The following is a 22,131-nucleotide window of genomic DNA, read 5'->3' as shown; positions in this document are numbered from 1 at the left end:
AGAGCAGCAGCCCTGAGATGCTACGACATATTGTTGCTCTATTCTGCCTCTATAGATATGTTGTAATTAAGTGGAGGAGATACAATGCAAGGACGACCTGATCAAAATGGTGGCCCCTGGGAGCGAGAGAGGCCCTCAGAACACCTGGCGGCCCTCAATGGAACAAGCAAGCAAAGAGCCATCCCCAAACGGCCTCCAGGCATGACTCGCCTGGATACGGCGCCAGAGATTGCACGTGTCCCACGGCCAAAGCGTCAGGCGGCACCACAAAAAAATGTTCGTCGCCGTTTTGTTATTCTCGGGAGCATTTTTATTGTTGCTGCTTTATTCGCCTGTACCGCTGGCTATTTTCTAGCCAATGGGTTGATCGCTGGCTCTGGTCCCAGTACGACAGCAACAGATTTTCTCGCTGCCTTAACAAATAAAAATTACGATCAAGCTTATAGTGACCTTGGCCCTGGCATTCGTATCCACCTCTCACAAGAACAATTTAAACAGCAGGCCCTGGCGATTGAAAATTGTTACGGGCCAGTCAGTAATTATGCTGAGGTGAATGGAAGCGCTGTCAATCAGGGCTCCAGCCAGAGCTTTACTTATACCATTACGCGCAGCAAGCTCTCAAAAACATATCCATTAAAATTAACATTACAGCAGGATCTCAACGATAATAACAACTGGAAAATCGATGATTATGGCAATGATATCGGCCCTGGTCCTGGCGCTCCCAGTTGTCGTTAAGAAACAGGATCAACAGGAATAGATGCGAGCCGTTCATAGACATTCATACTACTCTGACGATAGAGTGTCATCTTATGAACGGCCCGTCTCCCTTTCAAAGGTGCGGATCACGAGCTAAGCGAAGGCATTCTCTCCTGTAATTGCCTGGCCGATAATTAAGGTATGAATATCGTCGGTCCCCTCATAGGTGAAGACCGATTCAAGATTATTCATATGCCGACTGATCGGATACTCCAGGGTAATCCCATTGGCACCCAGAATATTTCGCGCCTCTCTGGCTGTCTGTAGAGCTTCACGAACGTTATTGCGCTTTGCCAACGAGATCTGCACTGGATGGAGCCTCCCTGAATCTTTCAGACGCCCCAATTGGAGTGCCAGTAGCTCTGCCTTGACGAGTTCAGTGACCATGACAACCAGCTTTTGTTGCACTAATTGAAAGCTGGCAATAGGGCGCTGAAATTGAAGGCGCTCTCGCGCATACGTTAACGCCGTCTCATAACAGGTACGAGCAGCTCCATTGACGCCCCAGGCAATTCCATAACGCGCCTCATTTAAACAAGAGAGTGGGCCACGCATCCCTCGTACATTGGGCAGCAGATTGGCTACAGGAACGCGACAATCCGCAAAATGTAGCTCCGATGTGACAGAGGCCCGCAACGAGAGTTTATGTGAGATCGTGCTGGTGGTAAAACCAGGCGTATCTCGCTCAACGAGAAAGCCACGTACGCCATCTTCAGCTCGCGCCCAGACAATGGCAACATGAGCAATGCTGCCATTCGTAATCCACAGCTTGGTCCCATTCAGTATATAAACATCACCATCGCGTCGCGCACTGGTAGTCAGATGGGCTGCATCACTTCCATAATCCGGTTCTGTCAACCCAAAACATCCGATAATTTCACCGCGCGCCATCCCTGGAAGCCAGCGCTGCTTCTGCTCTTCAGAACCAAAGGCAGAGATGGGATACATGGCTAACGAGCCCTGGACAGAGACAAATGAACGTAGGCCGCTATCACCTGCCTCCAACTCCTGACATGCCAACCCATAACAGACGGCACTCATGCCAGCACAGCCATACCCCTCGAGATGCATACCCAGGAGCCCCAATTCTGCCATTTCGGGAACTAATTCTTGCGGAAAGGTTCCAGCCTCAAAATGCTCTGCAATCTGGGGCTTGACCCGCTCAGCAACAAAACGTCGCACTGTATCACGCACAAGAAGCTCTTCTTCGCTGAGCAATGAATCGATCTGATAGAGGTCCGTTGCGGCTGGCATCTTAGCCAGACGCTCATTCTCTGCCTGAGACATACCTCACCCTTCCTTATTACGCTCTTGCTATTCTGCTTCATTATTGCTACACTCGTTAGGTCAGCACTATTATTATAGCGCACAAAGAGTAGCTGAAAGCATCGTTTCAAACCCTCTCAAAAGGCTGAAACATCACTTCGTGATAGAATCGATGGACATACCCATCTAAAAATAAGATTATGGCTTCACAAAAAAATATGTTTGCTTTAAACTATGAGACATACCCGTATTGTTTAAATAATAGGAAGATCGATCATGCCAAAAGTCTATCGGCGTCGTACCTATCGTAGTCCGCTCACAACAAGGCGCAAACGGGTCTATCGGCGCAGACGTAGAAGCTCCTCTTTCCCATCATGGCTGGTAATGCTCTTTGGCTTCGTACTTTTAGCCTCTATTGTCATTCTTCTGGAGAAAAAATCTCTGTCTGGAACATCGTCTCAGCCCCCGGCTCATTCCATCACGACGCAAGATCCTGCCTATCTCATTACTGGCAAACCAACACTCTCCGTTGACTTTATGAATCAGGTCCTGGCCTATCATCACTCGCCCGCAGCTGGAAAAGGGCAGGTTCTGTATGATGAGGGCCTTAAATATGGGATTGATCCTGCCTATGCACTCGCCTTTTTTATGGAGGAGAGCCATATGGGGACGCAAGGAGTAGCCCGTACGACGCACTCGCTGGGAAATATTCGCGCGACAAAAGGGTATGCTAATGTATCAGGGTATCGCGCTTATTCCTCCTGGGATGCAGGAATCGCTGATTGGTACAAACTTCTCTATGATCTGTATATTCATCAGTTGGGACTGACAACAGTAGATCAGATTATCCCTGTGTATGCACCGGCAGGAGATAATAATAATGAGGGCCAGTATATTCAAACAGTGAAATCTCTGGTTGACTTATGGCGCAGTGGCTATGTTGATTTCCCTAAGTGACATCTTCTATGGCTACGGAACAGTTTGATCAAACGCTTGACTGCCCGCTAATTGAGTTATCCACCTGAATACACAACGTTGTCTGATGATTGATGAGGACGGATATCTTCATACCAGACATACATAAAAAAACGAGAGCTTCTCCATCGCAAAACACGACTTCAAGCTCTCGTACCAGAACACTGACCCTATAACTTGCTTATGTTAGCGATTAGGAGTGATATCGCCACAGCCAATAGGATCAAAATCACTTTGTGCGCTCAGATTATCGTCTCCACGATGAATGTTCACATACCATCCACTAGGAGGAATCTCGCTCACATTGGAGATAACCGTCGTTGAATTGACCTCGCCCGCCGCATTAGCCTGCAACGGCTTCAGAGGATAGACAACCGCCCCCTGGCTCGCACAACTCCCCGTATGAATATGCGCCATATGCTTGGAGTTCGGTGCCAGACCCTTTACATTGAGGACGACGGTCAATTGCTTGTTATTCAGATTAAGCTGAACAGTGCCGCTCACCGATTGATCAGGCACAAAGGCATCGGATAGGGTCGCCTGAGCTGCCTGATTAACACTCTTGTCTGACTTAGCGTTCACCAGATCTGCACAACTGATCGGCTCAGATTGAGTTGCACTGCTGAGATCAGGACCATTGAACACAGTAACCGACCAACCAGTGGCTGGAATACCATCAGCGACATCTTTAATCTTAGTCACCGCATCGGCAAAACCAATCGGTTGGGCCTTAATCGTTGTCAGTTGATAGACGGTCTTCCCTGGTTTTCGACAGGTCCCCTCTAGAATAGCGACAGGATGGCTACTACTTGGGGCCAGTCCGGTCAGTGCAGCATGAACGTTGAGCAGATGGGTGGTATGATCCCATGTTGCCGTGACAGTCCCCGATGGGGCATGTTTAATCACCGCATTCGCTGCTGTCACCGGAGCAGTCGTAGGTGTTGCAGTTGTGTTGGCCGAATTTCCTGTATCACAACCACTAAGGAATAGGGTGGTCATCCCCGCAAGTAAAGCGAATTTCATACATCTTTGCTTAACAAAATATCTCTTAAGCATAGTAACTCCTTTTCTATAATTGCGTCGCCGCGCCCATATTATAATTACTAATTCTTCTAATGGCAAATTGAGATACATAAAAATTATTCTCTTATGCTTTTACTTCCAAAAACATTGATACTTTTTTAATACACATTTACCAAAAAACATCTGTGGGGCTACAGAAAACAACAAGGCTTGCTCTCAAACGAGACATTGACCTGACAAGGCAAAAACGTGTATCATAAGGGTTGCGTAGACCATAGACATTCCTGGCACCTGTGCTCTCTGTTCGCAAAGAACAGGCTAGCTCAACAAGCGCTGAAAGAGTAGAGATTTTCAATGAAACTTGCATCATTCTGGAAAACCCTGACACAACCAATTATTGGCCTGGCCCCGATGGATGGCGTGACCGATGCCCCTTGCCGTACCATGCATGGTCTTCATGGCCGCCCCGACGTGGTGCTTACCGAATTTACAAATGTTGAGGGTCTCTGGCGTGGTAGCGATCGTATCTTCCGCGATTTCCTCTATACACCAGTGGAACGACCAGCAGTAGCTCAGATCTTTGGTTGTAAGCCCGAATACTTTTATAAGGCTGCACATGTCGTCTGCGAACTTGGCTTCGATGGCGTCGATATCAATATGGGCTGCCCCGCAAGCAAAATCGCCAATCGTGGCGGTGGTGCGGCACTGATTCGGGTTCCCGATACGGCTAAGGAGATTATTCGTGCCACTCAGCAGGGGGTGCGGGATTGGGCCAACGGTCAGACACTTGAAGAACTCGAGATGGACCCTCAGCGCATTCAACGTATTCGCCAGATGAACGAGGAACGCGTCCGCATCTGGGGCGATTCTGCTCAGATTGAACGCCGCTTGCTTCCAGTCTCGGTGAAAACACGCCTGGGCTACGACAAGATTACCATTACCGACTGGGTTCAGGAGCTCTTAGAGTTGGAGCCCGCCGTCATTACCTTACATGGGCGTACACTGGTCCAACATTATAAAGGGGAAGCTAACTGGGAAGCCATCGCCGAGGCAGCGGAAATTGTCCGCAAGACGGAGACGCTGATCCTGGGCAATGGAGATATTCTCACCCTGGCACAGGCCGGGCAGCGTATTCAAGAGGCTGGGGTTCACGGCGTCTTGATTGGACGAGCAACTTTTGGGAATCCCTGGATCTTCCAGCGCAAAGAAGAGCTTCGCCATTTACTGCGTGAAGGACAGCGACCCACTGAAGAGAACCTGCCCACCATCCAGCCCACCCGTGAAGAGCGCTTGCATATGGCACTCGAACATGCTCGTGTTCATGCGGCCTTGAAGGGTGAGGATCATTTTGTTGAACTCCGTAAACATATGGGCTGGTATCTCGGACGGTTTCCAGGGGCGAAACAGGTGCGCAATGAACTGGTTCAGATTCACAGTCTGGCAGATGTTGAGCGCATCATTTTAAAAGCCCTCGAAGAGACTGAGAGTACAGACGATACTGTTGAAGAGCTGTTGATACCGGAGCCACAGGATACAGAGCTCGATCTAAGCTGCGCTATCTAACACTCCCGACAAGCTCCAGAGCACAAAAACAGAACAGAGCGGGCCTTCCCATTCAAAAAAGGCCAGCTCTGTTCTGTTACATCGCAGAAATATACTGGTAGATTGCGGTGTGTTTGAAATAAGCGCCCTCATCCCCACACATCCCGAGCCAGGCTAAACCATCACCTCTTCAATCTCACCAAAAAGCTTCTGAATCTCACGGAGACGTTGTTCTGCAATCTCCACATTTTCTAAAGCCTGCGCCAAAATACGAGCCTCAATTGATGAGTACGTCTCGGCAATATCTGGGTCAATCGAACCACCCAATAACTCTAGAGCGCGGTTCAGTGTCTTTTCAGCAGTACCGGTCGACATGGTTGCATTACCTCTCAGAATCTTAGAATCTTAGAAAGTTGGATGTTACCAAGAAAACAATCTATGAACACGGTGTCTCACCTTGGTCAACGCGCCCTGTAATAATACCTTCTACTGCTCATTACGTAAGCAAATACAAATTGGTTACATCCAAAAAGAACAGCTTCCTGTTGGTTGCCAGTTTCTATGTTTATCGTACACTGGACGCAAACATAGACCCAAAAGAGGAAGCTCTTATCATTCTTCATCGAAGATATCTGATCGCACAGGTCTCTGCTCTATAGCTCTTCCTCTTGTGCTCACATTCGTTAGACGCACACAGATCTGCTTACTCCTCCTCTGCCACCTCTTCCTACCGCACTTACTATACCACACAAATGTGAAATCGAGAACTGATCCTCGAAAAAGTACTTATTCATTCCACCTGCTCGGGGCCTTCCAACACATTTTTTTACCATCTGAAAAAAAATGGATGATGCCACAACCCAGGGGCACAATCGACGCCAGCGATGCCGATTAAAGAGCCTTTTCTCAACACTGAGAAACCTTTTTATTCACAAAATTTTCACAGCCTAAACGTTTATATACGTCATTCTATGAATAAACTTCACACTAATGGGAGTATCCGATCTTGACAAGTCCCAGGAGATATGTTAGTATCAAAGTGTTCCTACAAAGGGACACCACCAGGGAGCAAACAGACCCTGGCACTAGCAACGGCCTAGCAGAGCAATTTCCGAAAGGAGCCGCTTATGAGACCGACGAAGAAACCAATACGAATCCTTGGGATGGTTTATCAGATTGACTAGCAGGGCCCGTGGATGCGGGCAATGGGCTCCCCCTGAAAACGTCTAGTCATCGTCTTGTATCTCAACCACAACTCGTTATAGAGAGTGTATATAGCTAGACGCCTACTATGCGTTACGAGATGGCTTGAAGTATTATGGGGATGATCGCTGAAGAATAGATGCCAGCGATGTCTCGAGTAAAGCGATTCTCATCGGTTGACGTGATATGGGAGTTGTGAAGAAGAAAAAACCGACAGGGCTGGATAGCCGTGACTATCCAGCCCTCGTTTTATGTCTTGCGCTAGTTATTATCTCCAAGAGACAGGATGGCCATGAAGGCCTCTTGAGGGATCTCAACACTTCCTACCATCTTCATGCGCTTCTTCCCTTCCTTCTGTTTCTCGAGAAGTTTACGCTTACGGCTAATATCACCACCATAACATTTGGCCAGAACGTCCTTACGCATCGCTCGCACGGTCTCGCGAGCCACAACACGTGAACCAATGGCAGCCTGAATCGGGACCTCAAACATCTGACGTGGAATCAGCTTCTGCAATTTCTCTACCAGCGCTCTTCCTTGATAATAGGCGTTATCCTTGTGCATAATCAACGAGAGAGCATCCACTGGAAAGGCATTGACCAGAATATCCAGTTTGACCAGATCAGCCTCCAGATAGCCCGCAAAACTATAATCCAGCGAGGCATAACCCTGAGTACGCGACTTTAACTGATCATAAAAATCAATGATCAGTTCAGCAAGTGGCATGGTATAGGTGAGAAGAACGCGCTCGGCTTCAATGTACTTCAGATCTTTATAAATGCCGCGCCGAGTGGTAACAAGATCCATAATGGTTCCAATATAGCGACTTGGTGTGAAGATGGAGATATCCATGGTCGGCTCTTCGATCTTCTCAATTTCGCCAAAGGATGGCATCTCGGACGGATTATCCACCTCAATGACCTCTCCACCCATTTTCGTCACATGGTACGCCACACTGGGCGCAGTCGCCAGAATGTCCAGATTGTATTCCCGCTCCAGGCGCTCCTGAATAATCTCCATGTGTAAAAGCCCCAGGAAACCACAGCGAAAACCAAAACCGAGCGCATTAGAGGTCTCGGGCTCGTAAAACAGGGCCGCATCATTGAGCTTCAGACGATCCAGTGCCTCTCGCAACTCAGGATAGTCATTGCTATCTACAGGGTAGATTCCTGCAAAGACCATGGGTTTAGCAGGTTCATAACCAGCAAGCGGCTGAATAGTGCCAAGGGCTGAAGGGACGGTTACGGTATCGCCAACACGACAATCCTTGACATTTTTAAAGCCAGTCGCAATATACCCAACCTCACCGGTCGTCAGTTCACCAACAGAGGTCATCTTAGGATGAAAGTAGCCCGCTTCCAGAATTTCAGCGCTGCTCTCAGAGGCAATCAAAGCGATCCGCTCATTGACCTTTAATGAGCCATCCATCACACGTAGATACGCAATCACGCCTTTATACGCATCATAGTGTGAGTCAAATACCAGGGCTCTCAGAGGAGCGTTGAGATCCCCTTTCGGCGGTGGAATATTTTTAATGATTGCTTCCAGAATATCCTGCGTCCCGATGCCTTCTTTGGCCGAGGCGAGAATACAATCTTCTTTAGGAATACCAATCACATCCTCGACCTCCTGGCGAACACGCTCTGGCTCAGCGCTGGGGAGATCGATCTTGTTGATGACTGGAATCAAGTCCAGATTCGCCTCTAACGCCAGATATAAGTTCGCCAGGGTCTGGGCTTCGATCCCCTGTGTCGAATCAACCACCAGCAGGGCCCCTTCACAGGCCGCCAGACTGCGAGATACCTCGTAGGTAAAGTCCACATGTCCCGGGGTATCGATCAGATTGAGCTCATATTCTTCTCCGTTTAATGCCTTGTAGCGCATCCGGACAGCCTGAGCCTTGATCGTGATCCCTTTCTCGCGTTCCAGTTCCATCTGGTCGAGCGTCTGCTGCATAAGCTCACGCTTGGAGACCGTCCCGGTAAATTCAAGCAAGCGATCTGCGAGAGTAGACTTGCCGTGATCAATGTGAGCAATAATGCAAAAATTGCGAATGTGTGCCAGATCAGTCATTCAATAATTCCTCCGCACAACACCTCATCTCCATCCTCACCACCATAAAAGACGGCGGCCTGGCCGGGTGTGATGGCCCGTTGTGGGTGTAGCAGTGTGACGTGAGCACGACCTCCCTCTAAAGGAGTAACTCGTGCCGGCTGTTCAGGAGCCTTATAGCGAACGCGCACCTGCGCATCAAAGGGCTCAGCAGGCGTCTCGCCGCTGAGATAGTGCATCTTTCCGACCACAAACTCCTGCTGGTCCAATGCAGTCGCTGGCCCAACGACAAGAGCGTTGTTGGTCGCATCGATCTTTAAGACATGGAGAGGCTCAGATGAGGTAATCCCCAGGCCTTTCCGCTGCCCGATGGTATAGTACGCCAGCCCACGATGCCGTCCCAGGGTCTTCCCCTCTTGATTATAGATGGGACCTGGACGAGGAATCGTGATCAGTGATGAAGACGATCTGGTGGCCCCAACGGCGACCAGCTCACGCTCCTCTTGTTCCTCACGCCTGGACTCTGCATAGCGATCAATAAAGCCACGGTAATCGTTCTGAGCCACAAAGCAGATCTCCTGGCTCTCTGCCTTTTGGGCAACGGTCATACCACGCTCAGCGGCCATTGCTCGTACCTGTGGCTTAGTAAAGCCACCCAGCGGAAAACAGGCATGGGCCAATTGATGCTGATTAAGGACGTGCAGGACATAGGATTGATCTTTATCTGGATCAACCCCTCGACGGAGACGGCGCTTCCCGCTTTTGACTGGATGATCGTCAACCTGAACATAATGACCCGTGGCAAGGTAATCAGCATCCAGAGCCAGTGCCCGGTTAAGCAGAGTGGTAAAGCGAATCTGCCGATTACAATTCAGGCAGGGATTGGGAGTACGACCAGCCACGTAATCTTCATAAAACGTATCAACGATCTTATCTTTAAATTCTTGCTCTACATTGACCAGATAAAAGGGGATATCGAGCATACGCGCAACACGCCGGGCGTCATCGACGGCTTCCAGCGAGCAACATTTATTCTGTACCACGCGCTCAACATCGCCATATTCAATCACGCCTGGTTCTGACCAGAGGCGTAGCATAATGCCAATCACCTCGTGCCCCTGCTCTTTTAGAAGCGCCGCGGCGACCGAACTATCTACGCCGCCGCTCATTGCGACGACAATTCGTGCCATGATTCACGTCCTGCTTGTTGTGACTAGAGTGTATCGTAATAGTAGATGATGGAAAAGCTTCTCCACTTCGTTCATACAAAATTCGTTCATACAAAAGAAGATGCAGAGAAGTGCGTAGAAAAAAGGACTAGCCATCTATCGGGGCTAGCCTTCCTCACGGTTCCATACATTCTGGTGATAGATTTGTTCTGCCCTTTATGTCCAACGTAAAGAGTAGCACAGCTCGACCCATTTGTCAAAGACACTTCTAGCCCAGGCGGATGGAGAGTCTCGACTACAGCATATGTTTCATGTATAATGAATGCAATCGTCTCGTAAACGCTCGATAGTACAGGTGCAGTAACGCCTTACGCTGCGTCTCACCCAGAAGGCAGGCGTTTCAAAAGAATCAATTCGCTCGTCCAGCTTGCACTATGGTGTGCCTGACGAGTAGGGAGCAAGCAAAATTATGCCAAAGAAATCTGCAAATTCACGCGCGACTGCGCAACGTCAAAAAGCCAAAGCTCAAAAGGGTTTTGAGCTGGTACGTCCCGCTACCGCGGAGGCAGAAGAGGAGATCGCACCTCTACCAACCAGAGCTCCAGCCGCTACCGCTACGCTTCCTGAGACGGAAGAGTACTCGGCTGAGCCCATCGTCCCTGCTACACCAAAAGGAGGGAGCGCCGCTGCACGTATGGCTGCCCGCCGTCAGGCTGGCGCTCGCGTTCAACAACAGCGCAATTCCGCTTCGCTCATTACAGCTGAACACTTTGCCTATGTGCGCAAAGATCTGATCTTTATCGCTATACTGGCTGTACTTATGATTGCCATTATTATTGGCGGATATGTCATCCTTGGCCGAAACTTCTAAGCATACGCAGACGCCCGCTTAGCTGCTCTGCACAGGATGGAAACAATCACTCATGCTTCTTAAGCCCCTCTCAATCAGGGCTTTAAGACGATGCCATGAGGAGATCTGCCCTATTTTGAAGCGCCTACAACCAGACCATATCACAGGCCAAAAAACAAGAGGCTCTGCCTTTGTTCACTTCTCAAATGAGCAGAGCCTCTTTGTTTTTCTTTACGTGACCCTCAACCTTCTTCTCCACACTACAAGCCAGCGGTCTTCTTCTGCACACACATAAGATAGCAGCAAGGTCAGTGTGTGAGAGGACCGGTCCCCAGACCTGTTAAGACACCGTGGCGATGGGCCGCTGGAATAGTAACGCCCAGGACACGCTGCATCGCCATTGTATGGCAGCAATCACCCCAATCATGGAAAAAGCGACAGGTGCACTGCCATTCGCCACTACTATATGTTGTGGTATGGACGTCGTTTTCGCCCTGAAAATTGGCTTCGAAACGCGTAAATTGAATGCGCTCAGGCTCCTCGGCGTACCGTTTGGCTTTCGCAATTTTGTTAATCATACTTGAGTTCATGTTCCTACTCTCCTTTTTAATCTGACAACCACTTCGTACCACATACCATCCAGCATACACTGCCCGGATGGCTTCGCTTAAACTCGCTCTCGTCGATCAATAAAAAGAAGTCTGGGTCCTCTCTTTCTCCTATGACTATCAGGGGCTGCACTACCAGTTGCCAATCAATAAAGCCTGTACAAGAAAATGCTTGAGTCTGTCCGGTGGATATGTGTGAGGGGAATAAAAAAAGCACCAGGGAAAATGTCCCTGGTGCACCCTTTATCTGTCAGCAACAGCCTCAGTCGCAGAGATCGTGTAAAATTCGATGATTGGACGCCCCTGCATTTCAATTGAGACTGTACACATAAGCAGCTCCACCTTCAACCCAGTATTCTTCTGAGTGGTCAAAACCTGTGTAGGCAGCACTCTCTCCTTAAGAGCAGTGGCCCTCAGGTTGAACGTCTTTAAACGTGAATGTCTCTTGCTGTTGGTGTGAGTATACCATAGAGATAGGTGAAAGTCCACCCTAAACGCTATGAATTTGCATCTCAACAACATTGTCAGCGTATTGTTTCTTATTCCACTCTACATCAATGCAGATCATTACAACCAATTGTTGAGATGTGCTCAACATTTAAGCAAACATTGATGGATCGCCACTGAACACGGAGTTTTCATGTCGCGTAGTGACCCCTTTTATGACCATCTCCTCTGCATCGGTGCACAATGTGACTTCTGGCCTGATATGGATACGGAACAGATGACAGTTCAGTCTCACAATTCTGATAGCTGAGTTCTGTTTCCTCTCTTCTTTATCGGCTCCAGGCCAGAAGACCCTAGTCTTGGTAGGCATGAGGCCAGGATAAGCTCGCAATTGCAACTAATCATGGTTAGTCGCAATTCTCTTCTCTTTTCTAAAGCGCCACCAGACAGCGACCCTCTTCTACTCTATCTCCTAAAGCGCCACCAGACAGCGACCCTCTTCCACCATATCCTCATACAGCTCACGCATCTGACTGGCGACGCTCTCCCAGCCAAATTTTAGAATCGATGAGCGGGCCGCTGCACTCATACGAGCGGCTAGCTCTGGATCGCTCAACAGAAGGTCCAGCCGTTCGGCAAAGAAGCCTGGATTACGTGGCACGAGAAAGCCGGTCTGACTATGCTGAATGACGGTGGTCAGGCCACCCGCACGAGTAGCCACCACTGGCGTTCCACAGGCCAGCGATTCAACCGCCGCCAGCCCAAAGCTTTCATGATATGAGGGAACGACGGTCACATCTACAGCACTATAGAGAAGCGGCATCTCGGCACGCGGACGCGCCCCCAGAAAATGGACGCGAGATGAAAGCTGGAGCTCCTCTGCTAAGTGGCGCAGTTGCTCAAGATCTCTATCGCCCTCCAGCTGCCCACCAACAATAACGACATGCGTTTTCTTCTGCATCAATCTGGCCGCATGCAGCAAAACATCTGGCCCTTTGAAAGGATCCAGTCTGCCTGCAAACAATAAGAGAGGCTGCTCTTCCGGCAGCCCAAGTTGCTCACGTGCCCATTTTTTCGATTGAGGGGTGAAGAGCTGTAAATCGACTCCGCAGGGAATGACTTCGACCTGCTGATCTGTACCTCCACAGCTACGCATTAATTGGGTTCGCTCATCAGCGGTGGCCGCAATGATCCGATCAACATGGTGGATCAGCCGCTGCTCCATCTCCAGGCGCAACGGAGGCTCAGTAGCAGCAGGATTTGCCTGCTGTTTCAAACGTGCCAGCGTGTGGAACATCGTGATATGAGGAATACCCCACGTACAGGCCAGGCGCATAGCCGCAACTCCAGACAACCAGTAATGACTGTGGATGACGTCATAGCGATTACCCTCGCGACGTCGAAACTCATCGATATGACGCGCAAATGTGGGGGTATATTGATATAATTCATCTTTATGGATCGGTGCTAGCGGGCCCGCTTTGATATGAATAACACGGGCATTGGGGGCAAGCTGGACGATCTGGGGAACCTGTTCGTCGGTCCAACGAGTAAATATATCGATAAGTATATTTTGTTTGGCAAGCTCGCGAGCTAATTCTCGTATATAAACATTCATGCCTCCTGCATCCTTCGTCTGCCCCGGATTTGCCAGCGGCGACGTGTGGATACTGAGCATGGCGATACGCAATAACATGTCAGATCTACTCCTCATTATTTTGTAATATTAATTAGCACAGATGCGAGGCCAATGCCCCTCGCTTGCATATTGTTTCTGTATGACCATGAGACGTCCTCCTTTCTTGTCCTATACGATATAACACTGCACACCGCTCCATCTATTTCCATCTGGCTGCCTACTGCGACGAAAAAGCCCTCTGCAGGCTGTTATTCCAGGCTACGCAGTTCTGCAATGGCTTCATACATCTCTTCAAGATCTGCGCCCGATCCCTGAGAGAGCTCTTGAAGGCACTCTACCCGGCGCTTCAATGCCTGTTGAAACTGCGTAAATTCCAGGCCAATCCACGATGCCAGGTCTTCCATGACTGGCTGCTCAGCGTGTTCAAAGCTATCTTCAGATTGATTCCAATGCGATAATTCGATTGGTAAGACTGCCTCTGGCCTGGCCGCATCTTCAAAAGGCTGCACAAAATGACTGGTAAACCAGCGCCGTCGAGCTGGATGGCTTTTCCCGACCAGGCCAATATTGATGATCAGGCCCAGACGACGAATCTCATGAACGCCCAGACGAAGATCATACTGGTACATGGAGAGGACATCGGCAATGGTATCCGCATGAACGCTGGTCGCGACATGATATCCCTGTCCCGGCAATGAGAGATAGCGACGGGCAATCCGGCCCCACATATAAATTGGCAGATGGTCGCTGACCTCATTACACAGTGCGTAGGTCCTGGCTGGTTCGATATCGGGCAGGCGCGTAAAGGCAAAGTTCTCATACATTCCAGACATATAGGCAATCGATGCCCCTTCAGGAAGAAATTGTAAAAGCGCATTCAAGGTGGTCGTCTTGCCAACGCCAGGCTGAGGATCAGTGGGGCCTGCGACGGTCAAAGAGGCACCATGCTCGAGCAAGAGCCAAATCAACGCTACAGTCTCAGGGTCCACACTCTGTAGAGAGATGATCTGGGCCATGGAGAGTGGACGTCGGGATTCATAATGCCAATAATACCGTTCGTAGGGGTCTCGAGGATCAAACATGGTCTGTTTCCCTTCTCTTTGCACTGAGGTTGGACATGATCTCTAACGCCATCTGGAATCTCTATTTTAACCTACTTTTTTAACTTACTTTGCTTCATTCGCCAACTTCCTGCGATTGCTCGGCGTCCTCCTTCTGTTCAATGGATGGGGCCGGCTCTTCATCCTTTTTTTTCTCCGCTTCAGGAGCCTTTAGCCAGCCTGGTTGCGGATTCCAACCTATCGAAACAACATGCGGGGGATGCTCTTGCGTGAGTTCGATCATACTTACAGACGCATTATCAATCATAATGGAGCTAGCTCGATTGATTGGTAGACCACTATAGTGAGCGACTAAAAGCTTGATAACATCTGCATGGGCCACAAAGGCCAGACGATCTCCAATTCCTTCTCGAGCACACCATCGTTCAACTGCGGCAACGACCCGTTGCTGAACCTGTGGAAAGGTCTCCACTCCTTCGGGCGCAACGGTTGGGTCCCTCACATAAGCGGACCAGGCCGGGTCTTGCTTGTTCAGTTCGCTAATAGTCTTTCCTGCCCAGGGCCCAATATTTGTATCCATGAGATCGGGCTCAAGCAGGATCTCCAGCTCGCGCCCCTGGGCCACAAATTCGGCTGTGGCATAGGCTCGCTCTAATGGGCTGCTGATAATCGCACTGATTGAAAGAACCTTTAAGGCCTCGGCCAGACGCTCGGCCTGCTTTTTTCCGGTCTCGTTGAGGGCCACTCCAGGGACCTGACCGGGAAGACGATGCTCTACATTCCAGGTCGTCTGCCCATGGCGGATGATCAACAAGGTCTGTTTCATAAATAGTTGTGAACTTTCTCTTTGAGAACGCTTGCTCTGGATCTGATTAGTGTTCTCGTGTATATGCAGCCATAACTGAGCGCGCCAGAGCCAGAAGCGTACTCCCACTCTGATCACGATCCAGCCCAACTGGAGCCAGCTTCCTGCTGCAAACAGCCAACGGCGCAAAAAATTCGTATGGACGGCGGTCAATATCCTTCTCTCTATCGACGTTCTGCATCTTATACTTGAGTACTCGCGAATGCCAATAGCCGAACAAATGGATTGTCTTTTATTGTACCAGCGTGAACCGCGTGGTTGCAACTCTACTATCTCGCAATCTCGTAACCGGTAAGAAGAGGGGGTCCCCGTCTTTTAGCACCCCTCACCTCCTGCCCAGTCCGCGCTCCCATACCCACCGTCGGGCCTGTAAACAGCCCTTCCTGAAGCAAGCGTTATGACGCGGTCTGCCGACCCTTTAATCCTGGCGGCGGAAGGCTGCAACTGGCTCAAAGCTGGCCGCCAGTTGCGAAGAACCTGTCGATGCGGTTGCGTTGGGCAATTTCTGTTGTATGCCCTTAATCAGATCGCTATTACAGACCTCACCGGGCTGGTTCCCCGTCATCTTACAGATGGAAGCGGTCAGATAATTGGCTGAGCCCAACATTCCCTGTGAGATGGGTGTATCAGACTTCTTCATCTCGTTGACAATGGTCTGATGATCGTTGCCAATCAGGACATCGGGCGCATAGAAAGAGCCTGTCGCCACATACTGATTGCCAATACTGATAAATGGGAAGGTATTCGCACTCTGGGCAGCGACATAAGGGGGGGCATCGTATGTCTGAATCAGCTTCTGCTGATCGCTGCTTAGCTGCTCCAGTGTCTCATGCTGTTGACCACTGACCTCAACCGGCACAAAATCAAGATATTGACTGTGGTAGGAGCCACCATGGAATGTATAGGTGGGAATACTCGCTTCGCTCGAAATGATCGCATCCAGGGGCTTGTCAAAAGAGCCAAATCGACTTAAGGCGATAATCATAGACCAGCGCTGAGCCCCGCAATAGGGGCAGAACTCGCCTCCCATGTAAAAGACCTCAGGCTTGCCATTGGGCCCCTGCAAAATAGGCGGATGACCATTGGCTGCTTTCATCAGACCATTGCTGCCAGTCTGGACGCTTCCAATCCCTACCTGTGCAAGCAGGTCAGGGGAGACATGCTGTAATTCATTGAAGACTGCTGGCTTAACCGGAACTGCTGTCGTCTGGTTGCGACTCGCAAGAAACACGAATAAACCAATCACAGCCGCCACTAACACAACCAGGCTCCCGATAAATATCCAGGGATTGACACCAGATTTTTTCTTGCCACGCTTTCCACTACCACGTGGAGCACGTCCGTTGACAGTATTTTGTGAGCGTTGCCTCTGCCGCCGCTCCAGTTCGCGCCGCTGAGCCGCCGAGGTCGTATGCTGTTTTGTCTTCGCCATCGCTGATGGATAACCTCTCTATGTGTAAAGTGTCTCAAAATGTATGCTTATTGTAGCATAATGACTTACGACTGCCTACAATCGAACCTCCCAGCCAGGGCTTTCCAATTCTCACAGAAGAGGCCAGAAGCCAGGAAAGGAGAGGAAGGCGGCTAGGGACGCTCAGCGGGCGCGACTGTGGCCCCTGTCTGGGGGGACAATGAATTGAGAAGGGGTCACAGATCAATTCATTGAGGCTGATGACAGGGGCCAGACCGCAGTCGCGCCCGAGAAATAACCTGATGCATTATTTTCCTCTTGTTCGCGCTCTTCCCGATGCGAGGGCCTCTGTGACCGTCAGAGGACCAACACAGAATGGGAAAGCCCAGCCTCCCAGCACCAGAGCACTCCCGAATGGTGTGGTACACTAGAGCTATACTTTTCCTATTTCCGATATAGACTATATGATAAACATGGAAGGTTGCTTGAACAATGTCTTCTCTTCACCAGCAGCGTGGCTTAACGCTTCCCCGCTTACAACATGTCTCTCTTCCCATTCCAACTGATGGTCAGGAACAGGTGCGTGCTTTCTATGGCCGCGTCCTGGGGTTTGTCGAAAAGCCTGTCCCACAGAGTCTGACAGATCGCGGCCTGGTCTGGTTTGCGGTTGGCGATGGAGAGATGGAGCTCCACTTTATTCCTGATCCCAATCATCCCGCCAATCCTGAGGAGTCGCGCCATATCTGCTTCGAAGTCCCGGATCTCGAAACCTATCGGCAGGCTCTGGCTGCGGCTGGCTATGAGATCAACGAAGCCGGACCTATCTTTAATCGGCCTCGCTTCTTCACACTCGATCCCTTTGGCAATAAGCTAGAGCTGACAACGATCCTCGGTTCGTATCTGGCTACTGAATAAGCACATTCAATACCACGGAAAAACACGTCCAGATTATGCTTGACAAAGAGAGCTGAATAAGGTACAATCCTAACCGTTGAAGCTTAAAGCCGAAAACGCGATGCCTCGTTCGTCTAGTGGCCTTGGACGCCGCCCTTTCAAGGCGGAGATCACGGGTTCGAATCCCGTACGAGGTATTATTTTTGCAGAGAAGCCTGACATCACTTTTATTTTGAGATGTCAGGCTTCTCTGTTATTAACGTCATTTCTCTATTTGAGGCAAACAAACTATGCTTAGTGTCGAAGATGCCCTTAGCCAGATGCTGGCTAAGATTACTGCACTCCCCACAGTACAGGTCTCTCTCTCTGAAGCACAGGGTCTCCTGCTTGCTACCGATGTGATTGCGCAAGAAGAGATGCCCCCTTTCGCCAATTCCGCTATGGATGGCTTTGCGCTACGCAGCTCCGATGTTCAGATACAGGATGGGCAATCCTCTCCCCTACGCATTATCGGCGAGGTGCCCGCTGGTTCTGTCTCCACAAAAACTATTCAGCCCGGCACGACAATGCGCATTATGACAGGTGCCCCTATCCCACCCGGAGCCGATACTGTCCTCCAGGTAGAGCTCACACGTCTGATTGATGACCAGCATGTTACCTTGCTTCGGGAATCCGCTCCCGGCAATAATATTCGCCCCGCTGGTGAGGATATGCAGCGCGGCCAGTTGATTCTCTCTCAAGGCACAGAGATTGGTCCCTGGGAGATTGGTATTCTGGCGGCCCTGGGTTGGGCAAAGGTTCCAGTCATCCGCCGCGCTCGCGTTGCGATTTTAGGCACTGGTGACGAACTGATTGAGATCGATCAACCCTTACAACCCGGCAAGATCCGCAATAGCAATAGTTATCTGCTGGAGGCCGCTGTCCGCCGAGCAGGAGCAATCCCATTTCGTATCGGTGTGGCGCTCGATACAAAGGAGAGCCTCCGCGCAAAATTGCTGGAAGCTGCCCGCTATGATCTCATCCTTACCTCTGGCGGCGTCTCTGTGGGAGAGTTTGATCTCGTCAAACAGATGATGGAAGAGCAGGGAGAGATAAACTTCTGGCGCATCAATATGCGGCCCGGCAAACCAGTTGCCTTTGGGCATATTGGTCAGGTTCCACTCCTTGGATTGCCTGGAAATCCAGTCTCAACGGCAGTCACGTTTGAACTTTTCGGTGGCCCTGTCATTCGCAAATTGCAAGGCCACACGCGCCTTTATAAGCCACAGGTTGAAGTCATCTTACAGGACAGCTTTACGGAGACTGCCTCACGCCGCCACTTTGTGCGCGCACATGTAGATTGGCAGGATGGTCAGCTGGTCGCTCAAGTCACTGGAGCACAGGGCTCTCATATCCTGACCTCTCTCCGCAATGCCAATGCCTTGCTGGTCATTCCAGAAAATAGCGGAGCGCTCCCCGCTGGTTCTCGCGTACGTGCGCTGATGCTTACCTGGCCTGAGGTCGCATCCGTTCTGGCACATGGGTGAGCACATTTACGGCGCTCATGCTGGTCTAACCTGAAATCCGATCAATACATTGAGAGCCGATAGCGCAGTTGGTCTCGCGAAAGCCCCAACCTTGCTGCAGCACGTACCTGATTACCATGACACTCTTTTAAAGCCTGTGCGATCAGCCTGCGTTCAATCTCTTGAATAAACGCAGGCAGGTTGATTCCTTCTGGCGGGAGCCGCAACTGCTGCGGAAATTCATTGAGACGCTGGCTATCAGCTACGGACAATTGGCGAATCTCGTCGGGAAGATCGCGCGCGCGAAGCACCTGACCATTACAAAGGATCTGCCCTCGCTCCAATGCATGACGTAGCTCACGAATATTGCCTGGCCAGCTATACTGCATCAGCAGCTCCATAGCCTCATCACTTATCTGAATGGTAGGAGCCCCATCAGTCTGCGCTAAATGCAAGAAATGATCGATGAGAAGTGGAATATCCTCTGTTCTTTCGCGTAATGCTGGGAGATAGATAGAAAAGACATTGAGCCGATAGAGAAGATCTTGTCGAAAAGCATTCTGTTTAACCGCCACAGCGAGATCCTCATTCGTCGCCGAGATCACCCGCAGATGTACTGTATGCTCATCTACACCGCCCACTGGACGAAAAGTCATCTCCTCCAGAAAGCGCAATAATTTGGGTTGCAACGGCAGGGGCATCGAGCTCACCTCATCCAGAAAAAAGGTTCCTCCATTTGCACGCATAAGATACCCCTCACGGCTCACATGAGCATCAGTGAAGGCACCGGCTTCCACTCCGAACAGCTCAGTCTCCAGTAGACTTTCAGGAATTGCAGCGCAATTAATGGGGACAAACTCATGCAACGCGGTCAGACTGGCTTCATGGATGGCATGAGCCACCACCTCCTTGCCTGTCCCACTCTCACCGAATAGCAGCACTGGCGTCCAGGGAGAGATTGCTACCTGGCAGACCAGTTCAATGACCTTTTGAATCGCAGGGCTCTTCCCAATCATCACCTGTTGAAGAAATGCTCTTCGTGCAGCTTCATCCTCATACAGATGGAGCGTTGATAGCGGTTTTGTCCACATACCCCGGCTTCCTCACCCCTCACAGAAATAGACAACGCTTTCGTTCAAGCTCTCTTAATACCCGTTATTCCCATTGCCTCCCATAGGAGCATATATACCATTTTGTGGAGCTAAGGGACCGCTTGGAAGAGGTTGCATTGGTTGAGGAGTGGTAATCCAGCCACGACCCGGAATAAAGGTAGCACCATTTCCGCCATTCCCCCATTGAGATTGCGTCTCAAAGGGCAGCGATGAAGGAAATTGAGGGGCAGCATCTGGCGCTGGCAACGGTGGGACAGATGCGGACCATGGAGACGCAGCGGCAGCAGCATAGCCAGGTGCCACATAGTTCGCGCTTAAGCCCAGGCCTGAAACATCACGCACGAGAGGGGTCGGCTCATTCATTGGCAACTGATCCGGCAACGATACATAAATCAGACCTTCAGCCATTAATTCCCCTGCCACCTGACAGACTAATTCCGGGAGCATAGAAAGCTCCTGACAGGCCATCTGTAACGTTGTCTTTCCATCGACGCGCGTTAAAATCCGCCATTGATCAGGGGTAACCTGGATCTGCGGATTCTGCTCTCGGAATGCCGAGAGATCAATGGGGATCAAGACCATATCCGGGCGCATAAACGAAGTATCGATCCGCCGGGGGGGCACAGGATTCATCACAGGCATTGGCTGCAATGAAGGGGCTGAAGGCCCGGTACCCAGACCACTCTCACCGCCAAGAAAAGAGGGAAAACCGCTCTCCCCACTCTGTTCCTCAAAGGGGGTGATAAATGGCTCATCATTCAACAAAGACTCATAAATAGGCTCGGTCGTAGGCAGAGAAGTTGCCATAATGGGAGGAACGAAGGCCGACTCATCCAAAAATTGCGAGGCCCCCATCAGCGTAGGAACGCGTGACACATGGGTGGCGGGCTTCACAGGCTGTGGCGTTATGGGTGGCTCTTGAATAATCTGAGACGTCAATGTGCTATACGTAGCAGGTGCAGGAAGAGGGGATGTTGGAGGGATAGGGCGTGCTATTTCTGCTTGCATCTTTAGCTGGGCCATGAGCTGTTCAGCCGAGGCAATGAGCACAGAGACTTCCATGGAGGCTAATAAACGATCCGTCGGAGCTGGCAGCCCCTCATCAAAATAAATATCCCCGCTTGACCAGGGCAACAGAGCTTGCAACACATCAACAGCTTTACTGATCGCCCAGTTGCGGAGTTCATCGCGGCTCACATAACCTAACTCCATCAGAGTCAGAGCGAAGCGCGTCTCGCTGAGATCGGCATTACCAATAACCAGAAGCGTTTCCTGAAACACCGTAGGTGAGATCACACCATCATGCATTAAGCGCTCACCAAGGGTGGCACTTGTTCGAACCGGGCCAATACACAGGAGCCGACCATCACGAAGATAAAATTCGACCCATTGAGCCCCTTGTCTGACAACAAGCAGACCTGTCTTTTGATGTGCCTCAATTCGCTGTAACACATTCGATAAACTGAATTGATCTAATGTCCCAATCAGCGACACAATACTTCACCGTCCGTCCAGAAAACGGCTCCCTGCATAGTATATGGCCTCTACGTTGTGGATACATATACCTGCGCAAGAGTCACTTACGACTTTTCGCAATACATATGCCAGTGCATCCCGTGTAGATGAGCGCAAAACATCTCGCACTTGAGAACCACTGCTAGAAGTGGGTGATACAGGGTCTCCTCTGGCACCCAAGAGGGTCAAAAATAATGCGGTAAAGACAAGTTCAGGGCAGATCATCCTGCCCTGA

At 50.3% G+C, this 22,131-nt stretch carries 18 protein-coding genes and 1 tRNA gene; 7 read left to right on the top strand and 12 right to left on the bottom strand.

Translation table 11 applies throughout. The features are described from left to right. The first annotated feature begins 84 nt into the window (after positions 1–84). Entirely contained in the window at positions 85–738 is a 654-nt protein-coding gene (locus EL628_RS07590) for a hypothetical protein (protein ID WP_126579356.1), read from the top strand. Between the two features lie 114 nt (positions 739–852). Here the strand turns inward: EL628_RS07590 and EL628_RS07585 are convergent, their stop codons facing one another. Then, complete coding sequence (locus EL628_RS07585; RefSeq protein ID WP_126579355.1) at positions 853–2,046, bottom strand: acyl-CoA dehydrogenase family protein; 1,194 nt, start codon at positions 2,044–2,046, stop codon at positions 853–855. Between the two features lie 255 nt (positions 2,047–2,301). Between EL628_RS07585 and EL628_RS07580 the strand changes: the two genes are divergently transcribed. Then, the gene (locus EL628_RS07580; protein WP_126579354.1) at positions 2,302–2,982 is read left to right on the top strand and encodes a glucosaminidase domain-containing protein; all 681 of its coding nucleotides are present in this window, start codon (positions 2,302–2,304) and stop codon (positions 2,980–2,982) included. A 204-nt stretch (positions 2,983–3,186) separates the two neighbouring features. Here EL628_RS07580 and EL628_RS07575 read toward each other — a convergent pair whose 3' ends face one another. After that, positions 3,187–4,023 carry a CHRD domain-containing protein gene (locus tag EL628_RS07575; protein WP_161975332.1) on the bottom strand — a complete coding sequence of 279 codons (837 nt, stop codon included), beginning with the start codon at positions 4,021–4,023 and terminating at the stop codon, positions 3,187–3,189. 354 nt (positions 4,024–4,377) lie between these two features. On the opposite strand from EL628_RS07575, the gene EL628_RS07570 reads away from it, so the two are divergent. Next, on the top strand, positions 4,378–5,586 hold the full coding sequence (locus tag EL628_RS07570; protein WP_126579352.1) for a tRNA dihydrouridine synthase: 1,209 nt from the start codon (positions 4,378–4,380) through the stop codon (positions 5,584–5,586). A 153-nt stretch (positions 5,587–5,739) separates the two neighbouring features. On the opposite strand, the gene EL628_RS07565 is transcribed toward EL628_RS07570, so the two are convergent. The 3 genes from EL628_RS07565 to mnmA all read right to left on the bottom strand — a co-directional run bounded on the left by EL628_RS07565 (position 5,740) and on the right by mnmA (position 10,010). Beyond that, a complete protein-coding gene (locus EL628_RS07565; RefSeq protein ID WP_126579351.1) occupies positions 5,740–5,940 on the bottom strand; it encodes a hypothetical protein in 201 nt (66 codons plus the stop codon). 1,089 nt (positions 5,941–7,029) lie between these two features. Further along, a complete protein-coding gene (gene lepA, locus EL628_RS07560) occupies positions 7,030–8,841 on the bottom strand; it encodes a translation elongation factor 4 (protein WP_126579350.1) in 1,812 nt (603 codons plus the stop codon). After that, positions 8,838–10,010, bottom strand: coding sequence for a tRNA 2-thiouridine(34) synthase MnmA (gene mnmA / locus EL628_RS07555; protein WP_126579349.1), 1,173 nt, complete (start codon positions 10,008–10,010; stop codon positions 8,838–8,840). Before mnmA ends, lepA begins: the two co-directional genes overlap by 4 nt. Positions 10,011–10,458: 448 nt before the next feature. On the opposite strand from mnmA, the gene EL628_RS07550 reads away from it, so the two are divergent. Then, the gene (locus EL628_RS07550) at positions 10,459–10,860 is read left to right on the top strand and encodes a hypothetical protein (RefSeq protein ID WP_126579348.1); all 402 of its coding nucleotides are present in this window, start codon (positions 10,459–10,461) and stop codon (positions 10,858–10,860) included. A 287-nt stretch (positions 10,861–11,147) separates the two neighbouring features. Here EL628_RS07550 and EL628_RS07545 read toward each other — a convergent pair whose 3' ends face one another. From EL628_RS07545 to EL628_RS07525, 5 genes are all read right to left on the bottom strand, one after another. Further along, positions 11,148–11,429 (bottom strand): hypothetical protein, encoded by a 282-nt coding sequence (locus tag EL628_RS07545; RefSeq protein WP_126579347.1) that lies wholly within the window; start codon positions 11,427–11,429, stop codon positions 11,148–11,150. Between the two features lie 937 nt (positions 11,430–12,366). Next, positions 12,367–13,590, bottom strand: coding sequence for a glycosyltransferase (locus tag EL628_RS07540; protein WP_161975331.1), 1,224 nt, complete (start codon positions 13,588–13,590; stop codon positions 12,367–12,369). Between the two features lie 191 nt (positions 13,591–13,781). Then, positions 13,782–14,615 carry a hypothetical protein gene (locus tag EL628_RS07535; protein ID WP_126579345.1) on the bottom strand — a complete coding sequence of 278 codons (834 nt, stop codon included), beginning with the start codon at positions 14,613–14,615 and terminating at the stop codon, positions 13,782–13,784. 94 nt (positions 14,616–14,709) lie between these two features. Continuing rightward, complete coding sequence (locus EL628_RS07530; protein WP_126579344.1) at positions 14,710–15,612, bottom strand: histidine phosphatase family protein; 903 nt, start codon at positions 15,610–15,612, stop codon at positions 14,710–14,712. A 265-nt stretch (positions 15,613–15,877) separates the two neighbouring features. Continuing rightward, on the bottom strand, positions 15,878–16,891 hold the full coding sequence (locus tag EL628_RS07525; RefSeq protein ID WP_126579343.1) for a DUF929 family protein: 1,014 nt from the start codon (positions 16,889–16,891) through the stop codon (positions 15,878–15,880). A 471-nt stretch (positions 16,892–17,362) separates the two neighbouring features. On the opposite strand from EL628_RS07525, the gene EL628_RS07520 reads away from it, so the two are divergent. The 3 genes from EL628_RS07520 (at position 17,363) to EL628_RS07510 (ending at position 19,290) form a co-directional block, all read left to right on the top strand. Then, on the top strand, positions 17,363–17,785 hold the full coding sequence (locus EL628_RS07520; RefSeq protein ID WP_126579342.1) for a VOC family protein: 423 nt from the start codon (positions 17,363–17,365) through the stop codon (positions 17,783–17,785). 102 nt (positions 17,786–17,887) lie between these two features. Then, positions 17,888–17,961, top strand: a tRNA-Glu gene (locus tag EL628_RS07515). 93 nt (positions 17,962–18,054) lie between these two features. Beyond that, a complete protein-coding gene (locus EL628_RS07510; RefSeq protein WP_126579341.1) occupies positions 18,055–19,290 on the top strand; it encodes a molybdopterin molybdotransferase MoeA in 1,236 nt (411 codons plus the stop codon). 41 nt (positions 19,291–19,331) lie between these two features. Here the strand turns inward: EL628_RS07510 and EL628_RS07505 are convergent, their stop codons facing one another. Then, the gene (locus tag EL628_RS07505; protein WP_126579340.1) at positions 19,332–20,360 is read right to left on the bottom strand and encodes a sigma-54 interaction domain-containing protein; all 1,029 of its coding nucleotides are present in this window, start codon (positions 20,358–20,360) and stop codon (positions 19,332–19,334) included. Positions 20,361–20,414: 54 nt separating this feature from the next. Continuing rightward, the gene (locus tag EL628_RS07500; RefSeq protein ID WP_161975330.1) at positions 20,415–21,875 is read right to left on the bottom strand and encodes a DUF4388 domain-containing protein; all 1,461 of its coding nucleotides are present in this window, start codon (positions 21,873–21,875) and stop codon (positions 20,415–20,417) included. Positions 21,876–22,131: the final 256 nt, after the last annotated feature.

It is taken from the genome of Tengunoibacter tsumagoiensis (assembly GCF_003967535.1).
Taxonomy (GTDB): domain Bacteria; phylum Chloroflexota; class Ktedonobacteria; order Ktedonobacterales; family Ktedonobacteraceae; genus Tengunoibacter; species Tengunoibacter tsumagoiensis.
This window is presented reverse-complemented; position numbering and strand designations above follow the sequence as displayed.

Coding starts and splice junctions, on each gene's coding strand:
- EL628_RS07540 (WP_161975331.1), bottom strand. CDS start 13,590: ATGTTATTGCGTATCGCCATGCTCAGTATCCACACGTCGCCGCTGGCA.
- EL628_RS07565 (WP_126579351.1), bottom strand. CDS start 5,940: ATGTCGACCGGTACTGCTGAAAAGACACTGAACCGCGCTCTAGAGTTA.
- EL628_RS07550 (WP_126579348.1), top strand. CDS start 10,459: ATGCCAAAGAAATCTGCAAATTCACGCGCGACTGCGCAACGTCAAAAA.
- EL628_RS07585 (WP_126579355.1), bottom strand. CDS start 2,046: ATGTCTCAGGCAGAGAATGAGCGTCTGGCTAAGATGCCAGCCGCAACG.
- EL628_RS07520 (WP_126579342.1), top strand. CDS start 17,363: ATGTCTTCTCTTCACCAGCAGCGTGGCTTAACGCTTCCCCGCTTACAA.
- EL628_RS07580 (WP_126579354.1), top strand. CDS start 2,302: ATGCCAAAAGTCTATCGGCGTCGTACCTATCGTAGTCCGCTCACAACA.
- EL628_RS07575 (WP_161975332.1), bottom strand. CDS start 4,023: ATGAAATTCGCTTTACTTGCGGGGATGACCACCCTATTCCTTAGTGGT.
- EL628_RS07510 (WP_126579341.1), top strand. CDS start 18,055: ATGCTTAGTGTCGAAGATGCCCTTAGCCAGATGCTGGCTAAGATTACT.
- lepA (WP_126579350.1), bottom strand. CDS start 8,841: ATGACTGATCTGGCACACATTCGCAATTTTTGCATTATTGCTCACATT.
- EL628_RS07535 (WP_126579345.1), bottom strand. CDS start 14,615: ATGTTTGATCCTCGAGACCCCTACGAACGGTATTATTGGCATTATGAA.
- EL628_RS07590 (WP_126579356.1), top strand. CDS start 85: ATGCAAGGACGACCTGATCAAAATGGTGGCCCCTGGGAGCGAGAGAGG.
- mnmA (WP_126579349.1), bottom strand. CDS start 10,010: ATGGCACGAATTGTCGTCGCAATGAGCGGCGGCGTAGATAGTTCGGTC.
- EL628_RS07525 (WP_126579343.1), bottom strand. CDS start 16,891: ATGGCGAAGACAAAACAGCATACGACCTCGGCGGCTCAGCGGCGCGAA.
- EL628_RS07545 (WP_126579347.1), bottom strand. CDS start 11,429: ATGAACTCAAGTATGATTAACAAAATTGCGAAAGCCAAACGGTACGCC.
- EL628_RS07570 (WP_126579352.1), top strand. CDS start 4,378: ATGAAACTTGCATCATTCTGGAAAACCCTGACACAACCAATTATTGGC.
- EL628_RS07505 (WP_126579340.1), bottom strand. CDS start 20,360: ATGTGGACAAAACCGCTATCAACGCTCCATCTGTATGAGGATGAAGCT.